Origin of the sequence: Phocaeicola salanitronis DSM 18170 (assembly GCF_000190575.1) — a bacterium.
Taxonomy (GTDB): Bacteria; Bacteroidota; Bacteroidia; order Bacteroidales; family Bacteroidaceae; genus Phocaeicola; species Phocaeicola salanitronis.
This window is the reverse complement of the sequence record NC_015164.1, coordinates 2026504-2043919: the sequence shown is the minus strand read 5'-3', so window position 1 is coordinate 2043919 and position 17416 is coordinate 2026504. Positions and strand designations below refer to the sequence as shown.

Here is a 17416-nt window from a genome sequence, read left to right as displayed (position 1 = left end):
CAGGATTTGTTCTTGAACGGAAAGATGTATGGCTGCGTTGCCGGTACAATTAGTAATCGTGTGGCGTGATGATTAGTAATAGTGTGGCATGACAATTAGTAATCGTACCGGCAACGCCGTTAGATTGCATTTGTAGAATGGCAGGTGTCAGTTGAAGAATTTTTCCAGCTTCTTAATCATCATATTCAGGCAGAATACCACGACATGGTCGTTCTCTTGGATGGTAGTGTTACCTGTAACCAGGATTCCTTCGCCGTTCCGTATCAGCCCTCCGATGGTCGCTCCCTTGGGCAATCCGGCATCTTTTACTTGGGTACGGGTGATGCGTGCGCCTGCCTTGACGGTAAATTCAGCTACATCGGCATTGGCGAAGGTCAGGCATTTTACGTTGGATACATCGGCATCCAGCATCATTTGGTAAATGTGGCTTGCCGCGATGAATTTCTTGTTGATGACACAACCGATGTCCATGCTTTCCGCCATGCTGATGTAGTCGATGTTTTCCACCTGGGCCACCGTTTTGCTGACGCCCATCCGCTTGGCGGCAAGGCAGGCAAGGATATTGGTTTCCGAACTTCCGGTAAGAGCGACAAACGCTTCTGTATTTTGGATGCCTTCTTCGGTCAATAAGTCTAAGTCGCGTCCGTCTCCGTTGATAATCATTACTTTGTCGTCTACCAGTTCGGTCAGCCGGTTGCATCGGGCAAGGTCGTTCTCGATAATTTTGGTGCGCATGTATTCGGGCATGTATTGCACCGTACGTACGGCAATGCGGCTTCCGCCCATAATCATGACATTGCGCACATCGGCATAGCTCTCTTTTCCGGAAATTTTCCGGATATAGGGGATGTATTTCTTTGTTGTTGTGAAATAGACTATGTCATTCAGCAAGATGGAATCGTCGCCTCGCGGGATGATGGTTTCGTTTCCCCGTTTGATGGCAACAATGTGGAACGGAATGTTGCGTCCGCCCAATTCATAGAGGGGAATGTTCAGGATTTCCGCTGTTTCACGCATCTTGGTTCCTAACAGGACCAAGGCGCCTCCGGCAAATTCCCACCATTGGCGTATCCAACTCATCTTTACCGCGTCTACAATGTCCTTGGCCGCCAGCATTTCGGGGTAGATAAGCGAATGGACGCCCCGTTGGGCAAAAAACTCCTGATACTTGGGCAAGAGGTATTCGTAATTGTCGATGCGGGCTACGGTTTTCTTGGCTCCCAATCCGGAAGCAAGCATGCATGCCGTCATGTTTTGGCTTTCATTGGGGGTGACTGCTATAAACAAGTCTGCATTGGCTGTACCGGCTTCTTTCAAGCCGGAGATGGAGGTAGGAGAAATGTTCACCGTCATCAGGTCAAAGTTATTTCCTAACTTTCCTAATCTTTCTTCATTTTCATCCATCAGGATGATGTCCTGCTTTTCGTTTGCCAGCAGTTTCGCTAAATGTGTGCCTACGGCTCCTGCACCTGCAATGATGATTTTCATGAGTTCAGAATATGAGTAAGTGTGTGATAAATAGTTGTTTTATCTATTCCGCAAATAGCCTGCAAGGCTTCTGCCGGTCCGTGTTGGATGAATTGGTCGGGAATGCCCAGTCGTTTCACTACGGGTGTGTAGCCGTTGTCTGACATGAATTCCAGAATGGCACTTCCCATGCCTCCTTTCAATACGCCGTCTTCTACGGTAACGATGAACCGGAACTTCTTCCCGATTTCGTGCAGCATTTCTTTATCAAGCGGTTTTAAGAAGCGCAGGTCGTAGTGGGCGATGCTTTTGCCGGTTTGCCCTTCGGCTTCTGCAATGGCTTTAGCCGCATTGTTCCCGATGGGGCCAATGGTGATTACAGCCAGGTCTGCACCTTCTTTCAGCTTTCGCCCTTTGCCTATGGGGATTGCTTCTAATGGACATTTCCAGTCGACTTGCGTGCCTCTTCCCCGCGGATACCGGATAACGAACGGTCCCTGGTCGGGAAGTTGGGCTGTGTACATCAGCCGGCGCAATTCGTGTTCGTCGTAAGGCGAGGCAATGGTCAGGTTCGGAATCGGACGGAGATAAGCCATGTCGAATACACCGTGGTGAGTCGGTCCGTCTTCGCCTACCAAGCCGGCGCGGTCTAAGCACAATACTACGTTCAGCTTTTGAATGGCTACATCGTGGATGATGTTGTCATAGGCACGTTGCATGAAAGAAGAATAGATGTTGCAGAACGGCAGCAATCCTTCTTTCGCCATTCCTCCCGAAAACGTGACGGCATGCCCTTCGGCAATGCCTACGTCGAATGCCCTGTCGGGCATGGCTTTCATCAGAATGTTCATGGCGCATCCTGTAGGCATGGCAGGGGTAATTCCGATGATCTTTTCGTTCTGCTCCGCTAATTCCAATAAGGTATTTCCGAATACCTCTTGAAAAAGGGGAGGCATGCCGGTGGTATCTTTTACGATGCGTTCGCCGGTTTCTTTATTGAACATGCCGGGGGCGTGCCAAATGGTCGCTTCTTCTTCTGCCGGCTTGTATCCTTTTCCTTTTACTGTATGGACATGCAGCAGTTTAGGGCCTTTCATGTCCTTTATTTCTTTCAATACTTTGGCAAGGGCACAGACATCGTGTCCGTTTACCGGTCCGAAGTATCGGATGTTCATTCCTTCGAAGATGTTCTGCTGTTGGGCAAGAACAGATTTGAGGCTGTTGTTGAACCGCAACAGGCTCTTCCGCCGTTCATCATTCAGAATGCCTATCTTATGCAGCTTTTGGGAAACGATGTACCGCAGGCGGTTGTAGCCTTCCGAGGTCTGCAGGTTGAGCAGATATTGTTTCATGCCTCCGACACTTCGGTCGATGGCCATGTTGTTGTCATTCAGGATGATGAGCAGATTATTGGGGATGGATGAAGCATTGTTCAGTCCCTCGAAAGCCAATCCTCCGCTCATGGAACCGTCGCCGATAACGGCTACGACATGACGGTCGGCTTCTCCTTTCTTGTCTGCGGCTACAGCCATGCCCAATGCAGCCGAAATGGAATTGGAAGCGTGGCCGCAGGTGAATGTGTCATACTCGCTTTCGGCGGGAGAGGGGAAAGGGCATAGCCCGTTCAGTTTCCGGTTGGTGCAAAAACGGTCGCGCCTTCCGGTTAAGATTTTATGTCCGTACGCCTGATGGCCTACATCCCACACAATACGGTCGTAGGGCGTATTATATATATAATGTAGAGCAACTGTCAACTCGATGACTCCCAAACTCGACCCGAAGTGTCCGGGGTTGCGCGAAAGTTCATCGATAATCATTTCCCTGAGCTCTTTGCAGACTTCAGGTAAAGACTCGACAGGTAGTTGGCGCAAATCCTTCGGGCTGTCTATTTTACTCAACAATTTGTAAGACGTAGTTTGTTCCATCTGAATTAAGTTCAATATTATGCGCTACAAAAGTACAATAAATATGCATATTGTGTTACATTTGTACCAAAAATAACGAATGCGGTTTGTTTATGGAATTTAGAACGAAAGTCGAATTGCCTGTGAATGTGCCTCTTATCAATCATTCGGATAGGTTGATGCTATGGGGGTCTTGTTTCGCGGAAAATATAGGAAAACTGTTTATAGACAATAAATTCCGGTGTGATGTGAATCCTTTCGGCGTGTTGTATAATCCTTTGTCGATAGCCAATGCACTGGGACAGGTATTGTGTCATAAGCGATACGAAGAATCTGATTTGAAGTGTGAGCGGGGCGTTTGGCTGAGCCTGATGCACCATGGCAGTTTCTCATCGGGAAGTGCGGAGGAATGCCTGAAGAAGATAAACGCGCGTATCCGGCAGGCAGAAGAAACGCTTGCCCAAACTCAATGGATGATTTTCACCTGGGGGACTTCTTGGGTGTACGAATGGAAAGAAACGGGTGAGGTTGTAGGGAATTGCCATAAATTGCCGGAACGTCTTTTCAACCGGTATATATTAAAGGTGGAGGATATCGTTGAGGCGTACGGCGCATTGATAGAAAGACTGCTTTCGCTCAACCCTCGTATGCATTGTTTGTTTACCGTAAGCCCGATCCGGCATATTAAGGACGGCATGCATGGCAATCAGGTGAGCAAAGCGGTGCTGCTGCTTGCCATCCAGCGCCTGACCGGGCAATATCCTTCTTGTCTGTATTTCCCCTCATACGAAATCATGATGGACGAGTTGCGCGATTACCGCTTTTATGCCGATGATATGCTGCATCCCTCTTCGGTGGCGGTTGATTATTTGTGGGAATGTTTCGGCAAGACGTTCTTTTCTCCTTCGGCACGAAGTTTCCTTGATGCATGGGAAAAGGTGAAAAAAGCCTTGGCTCATCGTCCGTTTGACGCGGAATCGGAACAATATCGGCGTTTTTTAAGTCAAATACTGTTAAACATAGAAGAGCTAAAAGAAAAATTCACGTACTTAGACGTCCAAAATGAAATAGAACTATGTCAAGCTCGATTGAAGAAATAGTCTCTGTGGTGGGGGCAACCCGTATCGGAGAGCGGCAAGCATCCATCAGTTGGATTCTGACCGATAGCCGTTCATTGTGTTTCCCGGAGGAAACGCTTTTTTTCGCATTGAAGGCCAAACGCAATGACGGGCATAAATACATCCCGGAATTGTATGCGCGAGGTGTGTATAACTTTGTGGTTGCAGAGGTTCCGGAAGAAATGAAAAACTGCACCGATGTGAATTTTCTGGTGGTAGGCAATGTGTTGAAAGCCCTGCAACGCCTTGCGGGGAAACATCGGGAACAATATCAGGTGCCCGTAATCGGAATAACCGGAAGCAATGGAAAGACCGTCGTGAAGGAATGGCTTTACCAGTTGTTGAGTCCGGACAAGCGAATCATCCGTTCGCCGCGCAGCTATAATTCGCAAATCGGAGTGCCTTTGTCTGTATGGATGATGGACGAACATACCGAATTGGGAATCTTCGAAGCCGGTATTTCTGAAATGGGTGAAATGGAAACCTTGGAGCCGATTATCCGTCCGACTATCGGTGTGCTGACCAATATCGGCGGGGCGCATCAGGAAAATTTCTCTTCGTTGCAGGACAAGTGCATGGAAAAGCTGCTTTTGTTCAAGGAATGTGATGTGATAGTGTATAACGGCGATAACGAACTGATTCGGGATTGCGTGTCGAAGTCCTTGTTTACAGCTCGTGAAATCGCATGGTCGATGAAGGACCCTGAACGTCCGCTTTTTATCGAGAAAATCGAAAAAGATGCGGCGGGCACTACCATCAAGTACCGTTATCTGGGTTTTTTTAAGGAATTCCGCATCCCTTATATCGACGACGCTTCGATTGAAAATTCATTGCATTGCCTGGCGGTGGCTTTGTATCTGATGGTACCTACGGAGGTGATAGCCGAGCGGATGGCACATCTGGAACCGGTGGCTATGCGTCTGGAGGTGAAAGAAGGCAAAAACGGCTGTGTGTTGATAAACGATAGTTATAACTCGGATTTCGCTTCATTGGATATCGCGCTTGATTTCATGGCGAGACGTTCGGAAGATAAAGCGCGCCGGCGCACATTGATTTTGTCGGATATCCTGGAGACGGGGCAGCCGGGCAAATTGCTCTACCGGCAAGTGGCAGAACTGGTGCATAGCCGCGGAGTAGACCGGCTGATTGGAGTAGGCGAGGAGATATCCGCATCGTCTTCCCGTTTCGATGTGAAGGAAAAGCAGTTCTTCCTTACGACTGAAGAGCTGATGGCATCGGGTGTGCTGGAAACGTTGCGGAATGACATTGTATTAATAAAAGGTGCACGCGCTTTCCATTTTGACGCCGTTTCGGATTTTCTGGAACTGAAAGTACATGAGACGATTCTCGAAATCAACCTGAATGCGTTGGTGGATAACCTGAATTATTACCGCAATAAGCTGAAGCCGGAAACGAAGCTGATGTGCATGGTGAAGGCATCGGCGTATGGAGCCGGTCCGTTCGAAGTGGCAAAAACATTGGAAGAGCATCGGGTGGATTACCTGGCGGTAGCTGTGGCGGATGAAGGTGCCGACTTGCGCAAGGCAGGCATTACGTGTCCGATTGTGATTATGAATCCTGAAGCTACGGCATTCAAGACCATGTTCGCTTACCGGCTGGAGCCGAATATTTACGGATTCCCGATACTGGAGGAAATGATAAAGGCAGCAGAACGTGAAGGGGTGTCTAATTTCCCGATTCATATCAAAATAGATACGGGTATGCACCGTTTGGGATTCTCTCCGCATCAGGATATGCAGCGCCTGGTAGAACGTTTGCACCGCCAGTCGGCGGTTATTCCCCGTTCGGTCTTCTCGCATTTGGCAGGAAGCGACTCGGAGCGCTTCGATGCGTTTACACGGAAACAGATTGAGACGTTCGAAGCCGCGGCGGCTGAGCTGCAAGCCGGATTCGGGGTTAAAATCTTGCGTCATGTATGCAATACGGCAGGCATAGAGCGTTATCCGGGAGCACAGTTCGACATGGTGCGGCTGGGCATCGGGCTGTATGGCATAGACCCGTTTACCAACCATATTTTACATAATGTAAGCACGTTGAAAACCACCATCTTGCAGATACATGATATTCCGGCGGATGAGACTGTAGGTTATAGCCGGAAAGGGGTCTTGTACCGCGACTCGCGGATTGCCACTATCCCTATCGGATATGCCGACGGGCTGAACCGGCATTTGGGCAACGGGCACGCTTATTGCCTGGTGAACGGGAAGAAGGCACCCTATGTTGGCAATATCTGCATGGATGTATGCATGATTGATGTGACGGATATTGATTGCAAGGAAGGGGACAAGGCTATCATCTTTGGAGATGATTTGCCGGTGACGGTACTGGCTGAGGCACTCGGTACCATCCCTTACGAAATCCTGACCAGCGTGTCCAATCGGGTAAAGCGTGTCTATTTTCAGGGGTAGTGCAAGTAGTTGCCTTCGGGGATGGAGATAGCTTCGCGGGTCAGCGGAATTATAAGCGAGGGCGTGTGCGGCTATTTGCGTTTCCGGATGAAACGGCATCCGGCGTTTGGATGAGCGGCTGGCTTTGAAAAATAAAAGAAGGCTGTCTGATAACACGGATAAGGCGGTTTTTGTTCAGACATAAGGGGCGTTTATACGATTGTTTTGTAATATCGGGGCATTTATTTAAATAAAATTTCGATTTTAAACCAAAATAACACCTCTATATTTTGATATGTCATGAATTTACTTTTTCTTTGTGTCGTGAAAAAGGAAGAACAACGCTATATCATGAAACAATGGATTGGTCGTATATTGTTTGTGTTTTCTTTGATGTTTGTGGTTGGAGAAACACATGCAGCATTGGCTCCTCTTGCAATAGAGGAAGAGGCTATCCGTGAATTTTATGGTGATGAGTTGAACGAAGGGAGCGTGCTGTTCCATGCCATTCATAGAGGGCTTGAACGGATTCGGAACTTAAGTTGCGATCTTTCTCATCTGGCTCTTTATTATAAAGGTAATACAGCGCGGTTCCGCCGTTGTGCGATACAAGGGCAAAACACGCATTTGCGTTTGTTGCTGCATTATTGTTCCCTGCGTGATGTAGGGCTGTTGGCTGGGAAAATCAAACGTTTCCCGTCAACCCATTTTCATTGTGTGATCTTTCCAAGCGAATACTATGTATTTGCGTTGAGAAAGATTATCATTTAGCGGTTTTATTTTAGTTGTTCTTACTCCGGTACAGCAGTGTATCGGAGGTTGTAAAACCTATTTAATTGCATTTACTATTTTTACTGACATTCAATAATTTCTAATTAATAAAACAAGTAATTTTATGGAAACTACTAAAAAACAAAAACAAGGATTTAAGGGAATTGAAGCTGCTGGTTTAGTTATTATCGCATGCTTTATCGTTGCATTGTGTATTTATAAGTTCGTGTTGGGAGATCCTTCGAACTTTATGAATAATGACCCGAATAACCACCCGCTGCCGGGTAACATGTTGGGTACTATCTACAAAGGTGGTGTTGTCGTACCGGTTATCCAGACATTGTTGCTGACTGTTATTGCATTGAGCGTTGAACGTTATTTCACTATCCGTGCTGCTTTCGGCCGTGGTAAATTGGTTAAATTCGTAGCTCAAATCAAAGACGCTTTGGCAAAGAACGACATGCAGACTGCTCAAACATTGTGCGACAAGCAACGTGGTTCTGTTGCAAACGTAGTAGGTGCAACTTTGCAGACTTACCGCGAAATGGAAGCAAACACTGAATTGGACAAAGACCAGAAGGTATTGGCTATCCAGAAGTCATTGGAAGAAGCTACTGCATTGGAAATGCCGATGTTGCAGCAGAACTTGCCGATTATCGGTACGATTACTACACTGGGTACATTGATGGGATTGCTCGGTACAGTTATCGGTATGATCCGTTCATTTGCCGCTCTGTCTGCTGGTGGTGGTACTGACTCAGTTGCGTTGTCAACCGGTATTTCTGAAGCCTTGATCAACACTGCATTCGGTATCTTGACTGGTGCGTTGGCAGTTATTTCTTACAACTACTTTACTAACAAGATTGATAAACTGACTTACAGCCTTGACGAAGTAGGCTTCTCTATCGTACAGACATTCAACGCTACCCATAAATAATCGAAGGGACTGACGGTAGTCTCTCGTGTAAACGAATCGTATAACTAATTTTTAAATAGTTAATTATGGGTAAAGTTCAAATTAAAAAGAAGTCCATGTTTATCGACATGACTGCCATGAGTGACGTGACCGTGTTGCTGCTTACTTTCTTTATGTTGACAGGTAACTTCATCAAGAAAGAGCCGGTACAGGTCGTTACTCCGGGTTCGGTTTCCGAAATCAAGATTCCGGAAACGAACATCCTGCAGATTCTTGTCGAGCCGAGTGGCAAGATTTTCATGAGTCTTGACAAGCAACAGGATATGGCAGCTACATTGGAAGCAGTAGGGAAAGAATATGGCCTGACCTTCACTCCTGAGGAGATTAAGAAGTTCTCTGTATTCCAGACATTCGGCGTTCCGATGAAGAACATGAAGCAGTTCCTTGCGCTTCCGGGCGAAGAGCAGGACAAGATATTGAAGGATTACGGAATCCCTTGTGACAGTGTGGACAATCAGTTCAAGTCTTGGATACGTAACGCACGCATGACAAACCGTGACCTGCGCATCGCTATCAAGGCCGACCAAAGCACTCCTTATTCTGTCATCAAGAACGTGATGAGTTCTCTTCAAGATTTGAAGGAAAACAGATACAATCTGATTACTTCATTGAAAAAAATGTCTGACGAATAAAAATAAGGAGAAGTTAAAATATGGCTGAAATACAAGATAATGGTGGAGGCAAAAAAGGAAAAGGCTCGAAGCAGAAGAAAATGGCTGTCCGTGTCGACTTTACGCCGATGGTGGATATGAACATGCTTCTGATCACTTTCTTTATGCTGTGTACCTCTTTGAGCAAGCCTCAAACGATGGAAATCAGTATGCCTACTAATGATGAAAATATTACTGAGGATCAGCAGAACAAGGTAAAGGCTTCGCAGGCTATTACGTTGTTGCTCGATGCGAATAATAAGATTTATTATTATGAAGGAGAGCCCAACTACGAAGATTATACTTCTTTGAAAGAAACTACTTACACGGCTGATGGCATCCGTAAGGTATTGCTTCGCAAGAACTACGATGCTGTAAAGAAAGTGGAAGAGCTGAAAGTGAAGAAGGCGAATCTGGAAATTACAGAAGACGAGTACAAGGAACAAGTCTCTGAAATTAAGGGCGCGAAGAATACACCGACGGTGATTATCAAGGCAACAGACAAGTCGACTTACAAGAACTTGATTGATGCATTGGACGAGATGCAGATTTGCAGTATTGGTAAGTATGTAATCGTGGACATCACAGAAGGTGACCAATTCTTGATTGACAACTACAATTCGAAAGGTCAATTGAGCAGTGAGGCAGTAAGTTGAAATGTGTAACACCTAAAAAAGAAAATATATGGCAAAAATAGATTTGATTTCTTTGGAATGGTGTGACCTCATTTTCAAAGATAAAAATAAAGCGTATGGCGCATATAAGATGCGTCGCGATTTTGGTCGACGTCAGCTGGCTGCTATCATTATCGTGATTGTAGTTGCTGCTGTAGGTTTTTCCCTTCCGCGGTTGATTAAGATGGCGATTCCGGAGAAAGAAGAGGTGATGACAGAAGTAACCCAGCTTTCTCAGTTGGATGAACCGGAACCGAAGCAAGAGGAAATTGTAAAACCGGTTGAACAGATTGCTCCTCCTCCTCAGTTGAAGAGTACCATCAAGTTTACCGCTCCGGTCATCAAGAAGGATGAAGAAGTGGCAGACGAAGATGAATTGAAGAGTCAGGATGAATTGACTGAGTCTAAGGTTCAGATTTCTATTAAGGACGTAGAAGGTTCGGATGATTTGGATGCTGTGGATATCGCCGATTTGGAAGCGCTTACTCAAGCTCCGGCTGAAGAAAAAGAAGAACCGTATACGATGGTAGAACAGATGCCGCAGTATCCGGGTGGTGTACAGGAATTGATGAAGTACATTTCCAAGAACTTGCGTTATCCGGCTATCGCTCAAGAAAACGGTATTCAAGGACGTGTAATCTTGAGATTCGTCGTGTCTGCTTCTGGTAAGGTTGAAGATGTTCAGGTATTGCGTTCTTTGGACCCGTATTGTGATAAGGAAGCCGTTCGCGTGGTAGAGTCTATGCCACAATGGATTCCGGGTAAGCAAAACGGACGTAATGTGCCTGTATATTACACTTTGCCGGTTGTATTTAGATTGCAGTAATTTATTATTATAAAGGATGCGTGTATGAAAAGAAGTTTAGTCGCATGTATTTGTCTTCTCTTGCTGTTGGTTTCTTGCAACAATAAGGCAACAAAGAGTGACGGGCAGACGTGGTATTCGGGGTCGATACAGATAGCGGTAGACGAATCTCTGAAACCGATAATGGAAGAAGAGTTGCAGGTGTACCGGGCATTGTTCCCTGAAGCAGAAGTCACTCCAATCTATTGCAGCGAAGTAGATGCCATCAAATTGTTTTTGCAAGACAGTGTGCGTCTGGTAGTTGCAAACCGTCGGTTGAGTGAAGAAGAACTGAATTCTTTTCATACACGGAAATTCTTTCCTGAATCTGTCCTGATGGCTATCAGTGGAATTGCCTTAATCACACATCCGGAAAATACGGATTCATTGATTACGGTAGGGCAGTTCCGCAAAATCCTCACAGGGGAGATGACGAGCTGGAAAGAGTTGAATCCTGAATCTCGTTTAGGAGACTTGAGTGTTGTGTTCGACAATCCTAATTCCGGGACTATTCATTATGCTATCGATTCAATCTGTAGAGGTGAGAAGTTGGCTTCCACACTTACCGCTCTGAAATCGAATGATGAGGTTATCGATTATGTGTCTAAAACCCCCAATGCTTTGGGAGTGATCGGAGCAAATTGGGTTGGCAATTCGGCAGATTCTACTCGTCTTTCGTTTAATGAAGCGGTGAAGGTAATGGCGGTCAGCGGCTCAGGATATGCAACGGTTGGTAATAGTTATAAGCCATACCAGGCTTACCTTGCTTTGAGAGAATATCCATTGGTTCACGATGTATTTATTTTGATAAACGATCCGCGTACGGCTTTGCCTACCGGTCTGATGAGGTTCTTGACCGGTGAAAGAGGTCAACGCATTATTCTGAAGTCAGGCATTGTACCGGCAACGCAGCCTGTTCGTTTGGTAAACGTGAAAGATGAGTTTTAATAAGAATTTAATATATAGTTATGAAAATTAGATTTTTAAGTGCGATTTGCTTCAGTTTTTTATTATCTGCTTCATTGTATGCGCAGGAACCGCTTTCTTCTGACTTGACACAGCAGATAGAGAAAATTGCGGCGCAGATTAAAGATAATCCGGATGCGGCTGAAGATGGGTTCAATGAACTTCTGAAAGGTAAAAATAAAAAGAATGCTTCTTTGTTGGCTGCCATTGGAAAAGCTTATTTGGACAATGGCAAGACAGATATAGCGAAAGAATATGCAGAAGATGCAAGAAAGGCTGATTCAAAGAATGGTGCAAGCTATGTCTTGAACGGTGATATTGCATTGTCTGTAAAAGATGTCGGTACAGCTTGTGGCTATTATGAACAAGCGATATTGTTTGATGAAAATTGTTTTGAGGCTTATTATAAATATGCCAATGCCTATATCGGTGTAAATCCTCAGCTTTCTGTAAATATGTTGCTGAAGCTGAAGGAAAAACATCCCGATGAACTCCGTGTAGACCGTGAGCTGGCGAACGCTTATTATCAAATGGGTAGTTATAGTAAGGCAAAGCAGGTATTTGATGAATATATGAAGAAGGGACAGCCTGACGTACAGGATTATTCCCGTTATTCGATGCTGCTTTACTTGAACAAGGATTATGCCCAATCTTTGGAAATGGTGAATAAGGGTTTGTCTATGGAAGCCGATAACCATCTGCTGAAGCGTTTGAAGATGTACGATTTGTATGAGACAAAGGCGTATGCAGAAGGTATTCAGGCAAGTGATGTGTTCTTTGCAGACCCGAGCAATCCGGATTACGTATACATGGATTATTTGTATCGTGCACGTTTGTATGCGGCAAATAATGAAATCGACAAAGCAATGGTCGAGTTCGATAAAGCCATGAAGGCTGATGACGCGAATGTGCATCCTGAAATTGCGAAGGAAGCGTCAGAAGCAATGCAGAAAGTTCAGAATTATCCGGAAGCGATTCGTCTTTATAAACAATATTTGGATGAAATGAAGGATAAGGCTGAAGTTACAGACTTGTTTATGTTCGGACGTTTGTATTATATGGCTGCCGGGGCATTGTCTGCAGCGGCTGCTGATACTACTCAAGCGGAAGCGCCTGTCGTTGCTGCCGTTGATACCATTCAGATGAAGGCTTATTTGATAGAAGCTGATACGATTTTCGCTCAAGTGGCTGAACGTGTGCCTAATAATTATTTGGGTAATTTCTGGCGTGCGCGTACGAACGCGATGCTCGACCCTGAAACCACTCAAGGTTTGGCAAAGCCGTATTATGAAAAAGCATTGGCTGTCTTAGAGCAGAATCCGAAAGCTTCGAAGAATATACTTATCGAGTGCGAAAGCTATTTGGGATATTATTATTTTGTGAAAGAAGAATATGAACAATCTAAGGTTTATTGGGAGAAGATTCTTGCAATCGATCCTGAAAATGCTACTGCTAAACAGGCATTGGAAGGACTCCAACCTTAATATTGTATGAGGCATATTTTGTTTTAAATTAAAAATGGGAGGACACTGAAAAAGGTCATGAATATGACTTCTTTGCTCAGTGTCCTCTTGTTGTTTTATCAGGCAATTCTTTATATTTTCATAGAATGGATTTTCTACTAGATTTTATTTTGCATATCGACCAGTATATGATCGAGATTGTGCAGAATTACCATACATGGACTTATGCTATTTTGTTTTTGGTGATATTTTGCGAGACAGGATTGGTTGTGACTCCTTTTCTTCCTGGCGATTCGTTGTTGTTTGTAGCTGGTGCAATAACCGCTTTGCCGGATATGCCTCTGGAAGTACATACATTGGTGCTGGTGGTGTTTATAGCTGCTGTAGCCGGAGATTCCTGCAATTATATGATTGGGCATTTCTTGGGAAAGAAATTGTTTAGTAATCCCAATTCCAAGATATTTAAGCAAAGCTATCTTGACAAGACGCATGAATTTTTCCGGAAATATGGAGGCAAGACTATTATTATTGCCCGCTTTGTTCCGATAGTCCGTACGTTCGCTCCTTTTGTGGCAGGTATGGGTAAAATGCATTATTATTATTTTATGTGTTACAACCTGATTGGCGGTGCTTTGTGGGTCGCTTTGTTTTGCTATGCAGGATATTTCTTTGGCGATCTTCCTTTTGTGCAGAAGAATCTGAAATTATTGTTAGTTGCTATTATTGTCATTTCGTTGATGCCTGCCATTATTGAGGTGTTGCGTGCTAAATTGAAAAGGTGATGCGGTATTCATTGATTATACCCGTGTACAATCGTCCGGATGAAGTAGACGAATTGTTGGACAGCCTGACCAAACAACATTTTCAGGATTTTGAAGTGTTGGTGGTTGAGGACGGTTCTTCTGTGCCGTGTGAGTCTGTAGTAGACCGATATGCTGACTTATTGAATATTCATTATTTGAGAAAGCCTAATTCCGGTCCCGGACAGACACGTAATTTTGGTGCAGAGCGGAGCAGGGGAGAATATCTTCTGATTTTAGATTCCGATTGTGTGCTTCCGCCAAACTATTTGGATGCGGTTGAAGAGGAGTTGCAAAGAGAACCCGCCGATGCTTTTGGCGGTCCCGACCGTGCGCATGATTCGTTCACGCGTGTGCAAAAGGCGATTAATTATGCCATGACTTCGTTCTTTACTACGGGAGGTATCCGGGGTGGGAAGAAAAAAATGGATAAATTTTATCCTCGCAGTTTCAATATGGGAGTGCGGAGAGATGTATATCAGGCGTTAGGTGGTTTCTCGAAGATGCGTTTTGGCGAGGATATTGATTTCAGCATTCGAATCTTTAAGGCTGGTTATCGTTGCCGCCTATTCCCCGAGGCATGGGTGTGGCACAAGCGGCGTACCGGCTGGCGGAAGTTCTTCAAGCAAGTCTATAATTCCGGTATTGCGCGAATCAATCTTTATAAGAAATATCCGGAATCGTTGAAGTTGGTGCATACCCTGCCGGCATTGTTTACTTTGGGCGTTTGTGCCATTTTGCTTAGCTCTTGGCTTTTCCCTTGGAGCTTGTCGCTTTTGTTGGTATTTGTATTGGTTATTTTAATAGATGCTTCTATTCGAAATAAAAGTCTTTTCATTGGTGTACTTTCCGTAATTGCTGCGTTTATTCAATTGATAGGCTACGGAACAGGCTTCCTTTCGGCGTGGTGGAAACGCTGTGTGTGCAAGGAAGGCGAGTTCGCCGCATTTGAAAAGAACTTTTATCAGTAATGGATGAGAAATTGACTATTAGCCAGTGGGCGGAAGAAGACCGTCCGCGGGAAAAATTGATGCAGCAAGGTGCTTTCGCGTTGAGTAATGCGGAACTCCTTGCTATTTTGATTGGTTCGGGGAATACCGAAGAGTCTGCTGTCGGCTTGATGCGTAGGGTGCTTGACCGTTATCACAATAGCTTGAATGAATTGGGAAAGGCGAGTATCGAAGATTTGTGCCGTTTCAAGGGCATCGGTCCGGCAAAGGCGGTAACAGTCCTCGCAGCTTCCGAGTTGGGGAAACGGCGTGCGGAAGAAACACCGAAAGAGCGCAAGCTGATACGCTGTTCGAAAGACATTTACGAATTGTTTCATCCGTTGATGTGCGACTTGCCCGTAGAGGAATGCTGGATATTGCTTCTTAACCAGTCTTCTAAGGTTATCGATAGGATGCGTATCAGCCAGGGAGGGTTGGCTGCTACGCAAGTGGATGTACGTTGTATCCTGCGCGAAGCGCTGCTGAAACGTGCCGTATCATTGGTCGTATGCCATAATCACCCGTCGGGGAGTACGGTGCCCAGTAGTGATGACGACCGTTTGACACAAGCTGTCCGGCAAGCGGCTGCTACGATGAATATCCGTTTGCTCGACCATCTGATAGTGACCGATGGCGCTTATTACAGTTATTCAGATGAAGGAAAGCTTTAATCATTCTTTTGCAATTCTGCTCAGAGCCTGTTTATAGTCAATCAGAAATGAATTGCGAAAAACTATAGCCTGTTTTTAGTAGAGACGTCACATTGTGGCGTCTCTGAATGCATCCGCAAGACATTCACATACAAAAACATATAGCATCCCTGCGGTTGGGGAGACGCCACAATGTGACGTCTCTACTGCATTCCGTATTTTCGCAAACCAATTTTGTTCTACTATAAATTTTGCTCAGGTTAATTTTGCGAATTGTTTTCGAGGATGTTTTTCTGATTTTATGAGGAGGATAGCGGGCTATCTGACGAATAAAATCGGGAAAACAGACCGGAAACAAACGAAAAAGAACCTGATAGAATATTACTTTATTGGAAAATTTAAACAGGCTCTCAGTTTCTCACATTTTTCTATTATCTTTGTCCCGTACTGAAAAATGGAAATGACATGGATAATGATGAAAAGCTGAAGATAGAAGAACGGATAATAGAGATGCTGAAAACTGTTTATGACCCTGAAATACCGGTTAATGTGTACGATTTGGGCTTAATTTACAAGATAGACTTGCAGGACAGCGGTGACGTGTCGATTGATATGACTTTGACAGCTCCCAATTGCCCGGCAGCCGATTTTATTATGGAAGACATCCGTCAGAAAATAGAATCGGTGGAAGGAGTAAATGCGGCACAAATCAATTTGGTGTTCGAACCCGAATGGGATAAGGACATGATGAGTGAGGAGGCAAAATTGGAATTGGGATTCTTGTAAAACTACAGAATGATGGAAGCGATGAAGAATGTTTATTTTCTGTCGGACGCACATTTAGGTTCGAGGGCGATTCCGCACAGCCGTACGCAAGAACGCCGATTGGTGAATTTTCTGGATAGCATCAAGGATCGGGCTGCGGCTGTTTATCTCTTGGGCGATATGTTCGACTTCTGGTACGAGTTCAAACTGGTGGTGCCCAAAGGCTATACCCGTTTCTTGGGAAAACTTTCCGAGTTGACCGACCGGGGGGTAGAAGTGCATTTCTTCATCGGAAACCACGATATTTGGTGCGGCGATTATTTAGAGAAGGAATGTGGGGCGATTTTGCACCGGGAACCTTTGACTTGTGAGATTTATGGGAGAGAGTTTTTCCTTGCCCATGGAGACGGGCTGGGAGATGACGACCGTAGCTTCCGTTTTTTGCGTACTGTTTTTCATAGCCATACATTGCAGCGCATGTTTTCTGCCTTGCATCCGCGTTGGAGTGTGGAATTAGGTTTGGAATGGGCAAAACACAGCCGCCTGAAGCGTGAGGGAGGCAAGGAGCCTCCCTATATGGGCGAGGATAAGGAGCCTTTGGTATTGTTTGCCAAGGATTATCTGAGGACGCATTCGGATATTAATTATTTTATCTTTGGGCACCGGCATATTATGCTCGATTTGATGTTGAGCCGTACGACACGGATACTTATCTTGGGAGATTGGATTTCGGATTTTTCGTATGCTGTATTCGATGGTGAGAATCTTTTTATGGAGCAGTTCATCGAGGGCGAGACGGAAGTGAGATGACTACATAGTCAACCAGAAATGAATTGCGAAAAAATCCATACATGCGAATCAGGAGTTAAACGTAGTTAAGTTTCACAGGAGTTATCACTTCGTTCAGGAGTTAAAGGTCTATAGCTTTTCTTCTGAAAGCGGTGGAAAAGGTATTGGCATCTAACTCCCGG

The 17416-nt window shown here is 45.1% G+C and carries 16 protein-coding genes; 14 read left to right on the top strand and 2 right to left on the bottom strand.

Features of this window, described 5'->3' with window-relative positions; translation table 11 throughout:
• Positions 1-147: 147 nt before the first annotated feature.
• Positions 148-1488 carry a Trk system potassium transporter TrkA gene (gene trkA / locus BACSA_RS08790; RefSeq protein WP_013617756.1) on the bottom strand — a complete coding sequence of 447 codons (1341 nt, stop codon included), beginning with the start codon at positions 1486-1488 and terminating at the stop codon, positions 148-150.
• Entirely contained in the window at positions 1485-3392 is a 1908-nt protein-coding gene (dxs, locus tag BACSA_RS08785) for a 1-deoxy-D-xylulose-5-phosphate synthase (RefSeq protein ID WP_013617755.1), read from the bottom strand. Before dxs ends, trkA begins: the two co-directional genes overlap by 4 nt.
• 92 nt (positions 3393-3484) lie before the next feature.
• Between dxs and BACSA_RS08780 the strand changes: the two genes are divergently transcribed.
• The 14 genes from BACSA_RS08780 (at position 3485) to BACSA_RS08715 (ending at position 17255) form a co-directional block, all read left to right on the top strand.
• Positions 3485-4471, top strand: a complete 987-nt coding sequence (locus BACSA_RS08780) for a GSCFA domain-containing protein (RefSeq protein WP_013617754.1) — start codon at positions 3485-3487, stop codon at positions 4469-4471.
• Positions 4447-6918: a bifunctional UDP-N-acetylmuramoyl-tripeptide:D-alanyl-D-alanine ligase/alanine racemase gene (locus tag BACSA_RS08775; protein ID WP_013617753.1), complete on the top strand. Its 2472-nt coding sequence runs from the start codon at positions 4447-4449 to the stop codon at positions 6916-6918. Before BACSA_RS08780 ends, BACSA_RS08775 begins: the two co-directional genes overlap by 25 nt.
• A gap of 330 nt (positions 6919-7248) precedes the next feature.
• Complete coding sequence (locus BACSA_RS08770; RefSeq protein WP_144005207.1) at positions 7249-7668, top strand: hypothetical protein; 420 nt, start codon at positions 7249-7251, stop codon at positions 7666-7668.
• A gap of 124 nt (positions 7669-7792) precedes the next feature.
• Positions 7793-8605 (top strand): MotA/TolQ/ExbB proton channel family protein, encoded by an 813-nt coding sequence (locus BACSA_RS08765; RefSeq protein ID WP_013617751.1) that lies wholly within the window; start codon positions 7793-7795, stop codon positions 8603-8605.
• Positions 8606-8670: 65 nt separating this feature from the next.
• On the top strand, positions 8671-9276 hold the full coding sequence (locus tag BACSA_RS08760) for an ExbD/TolR family protein (RefSeq protein WP_013617750.1): 606 nt from the start codon (positions 8671-8673) through the stop codon (positions 9274-9276).
• Between the two features lie 20 nt (positions 9277-9296).
• The gene (locus tag BACSA_RS08755; RefSeq protein WP_013617749.1) at positions 9297-9950 is read left to right on the top strand and encodes an ExbD/TolR family protein; all 654 of its coding nucleotides are present in this window, start codon (positions 9297-9299) and stop codon (positions 9948-9950) included.
• A 28-nt stretch (positions 9951-9978) separates the two neighbouring features.
• On the top strand, positions 9979-10794 hold the full coding sequence (locus BACSA_RS08750) for an energy transducer TonB (RefSeq protein ID WP_013617748.1): 816 nt from the start codon (positions 9979-9981) through the stop codon (positions 10792-10794).
• Positions 10795-10818: 24 nt separating this feature from the next.
• Positions 10819-11760, top strand: coding sequence for a PstS family phosphate ABC transporter substrate-binding protein (locus tag BACSA_RS08745; RefSeq protein WP_013617747.1), 942 nt, complete (start codon positions 10819-10821; stop codon positions 11758-11760).
• A 20-nt stretch (positions 11761-11780) separates the two neighbouring features.
• Positions 11781-13262, top strand: a complete 1482-nt coding sequence (locus BACSA_RS08740; protein ID WP_013617746.1) for a tetratricopeptide repeat protein — start codon at positions 11781-11783, stop codon at positions 13260-13262.
• A 125-nt stretch (positions 13263-13387) separates the two neighbouring features.
• Positions 13388-14023, top strand: a complete 636-nt coding sequence (locus tag BACSA_RS08735) for a DedA family protein (protein ID WP_013617745.1) — start codon at positions 13388-13390, stop codon at positions 14021-14023.
• Positions 14023-15012: a glycosyltransferase gene (locus BACSA_RS08730; protein ID WP_013617744.1), complete on the top strand. Its 990-nt coding sequence runs from the start codon at positions 14023-14025 to the stop codon at positions 15010-15012. The genes BACSA_RS08735 and BACSA_RS08730 overlap by 1 nt, the downstream gene beginning before the upstream one ends.
• Positions 15012-15701 (top strand): RadC family protein, encoded by a 690-nt coding sequence (gene radC, locus BACSA_RS08725; protein WP_013617743.1) that lies wholly within the window; start codon positions 15012-15014, stop codon positions 15699-15701. Before BACSA_RS08730 ends, radC begins: the two co-directional genes overlap by 1 nt.
• Positions 15702-16145: 444 nt before the next feature.
• Positions 16146-16466 (top strand): iron-sulfur cluster assembly protein, encoded by a 321-nt coding sequence (locus tag BACSA_RS08720; protein WP_013617742.1) that lies wholly within the window; start codon positions 16146-16148, stop codon positions 16464-16466.
• 21 nt (positions 16467-16487) lie between these two features.
• The gene (locus tag BACSA_RS08715; RefSeq protein WP_041584324.1) at positions 16488-17255 is read left to right on the top strand and encodes a UDP-2,3-diacylglucosamine diphosphatase; all 768 of its coding nucleotides are present in this window, start codon (positions 16488-16490) and stop codon (positions 17253-17255) included.
• The last annotated feature ends 161 nt before the right edge of the window (positions 17256-17416 follow it).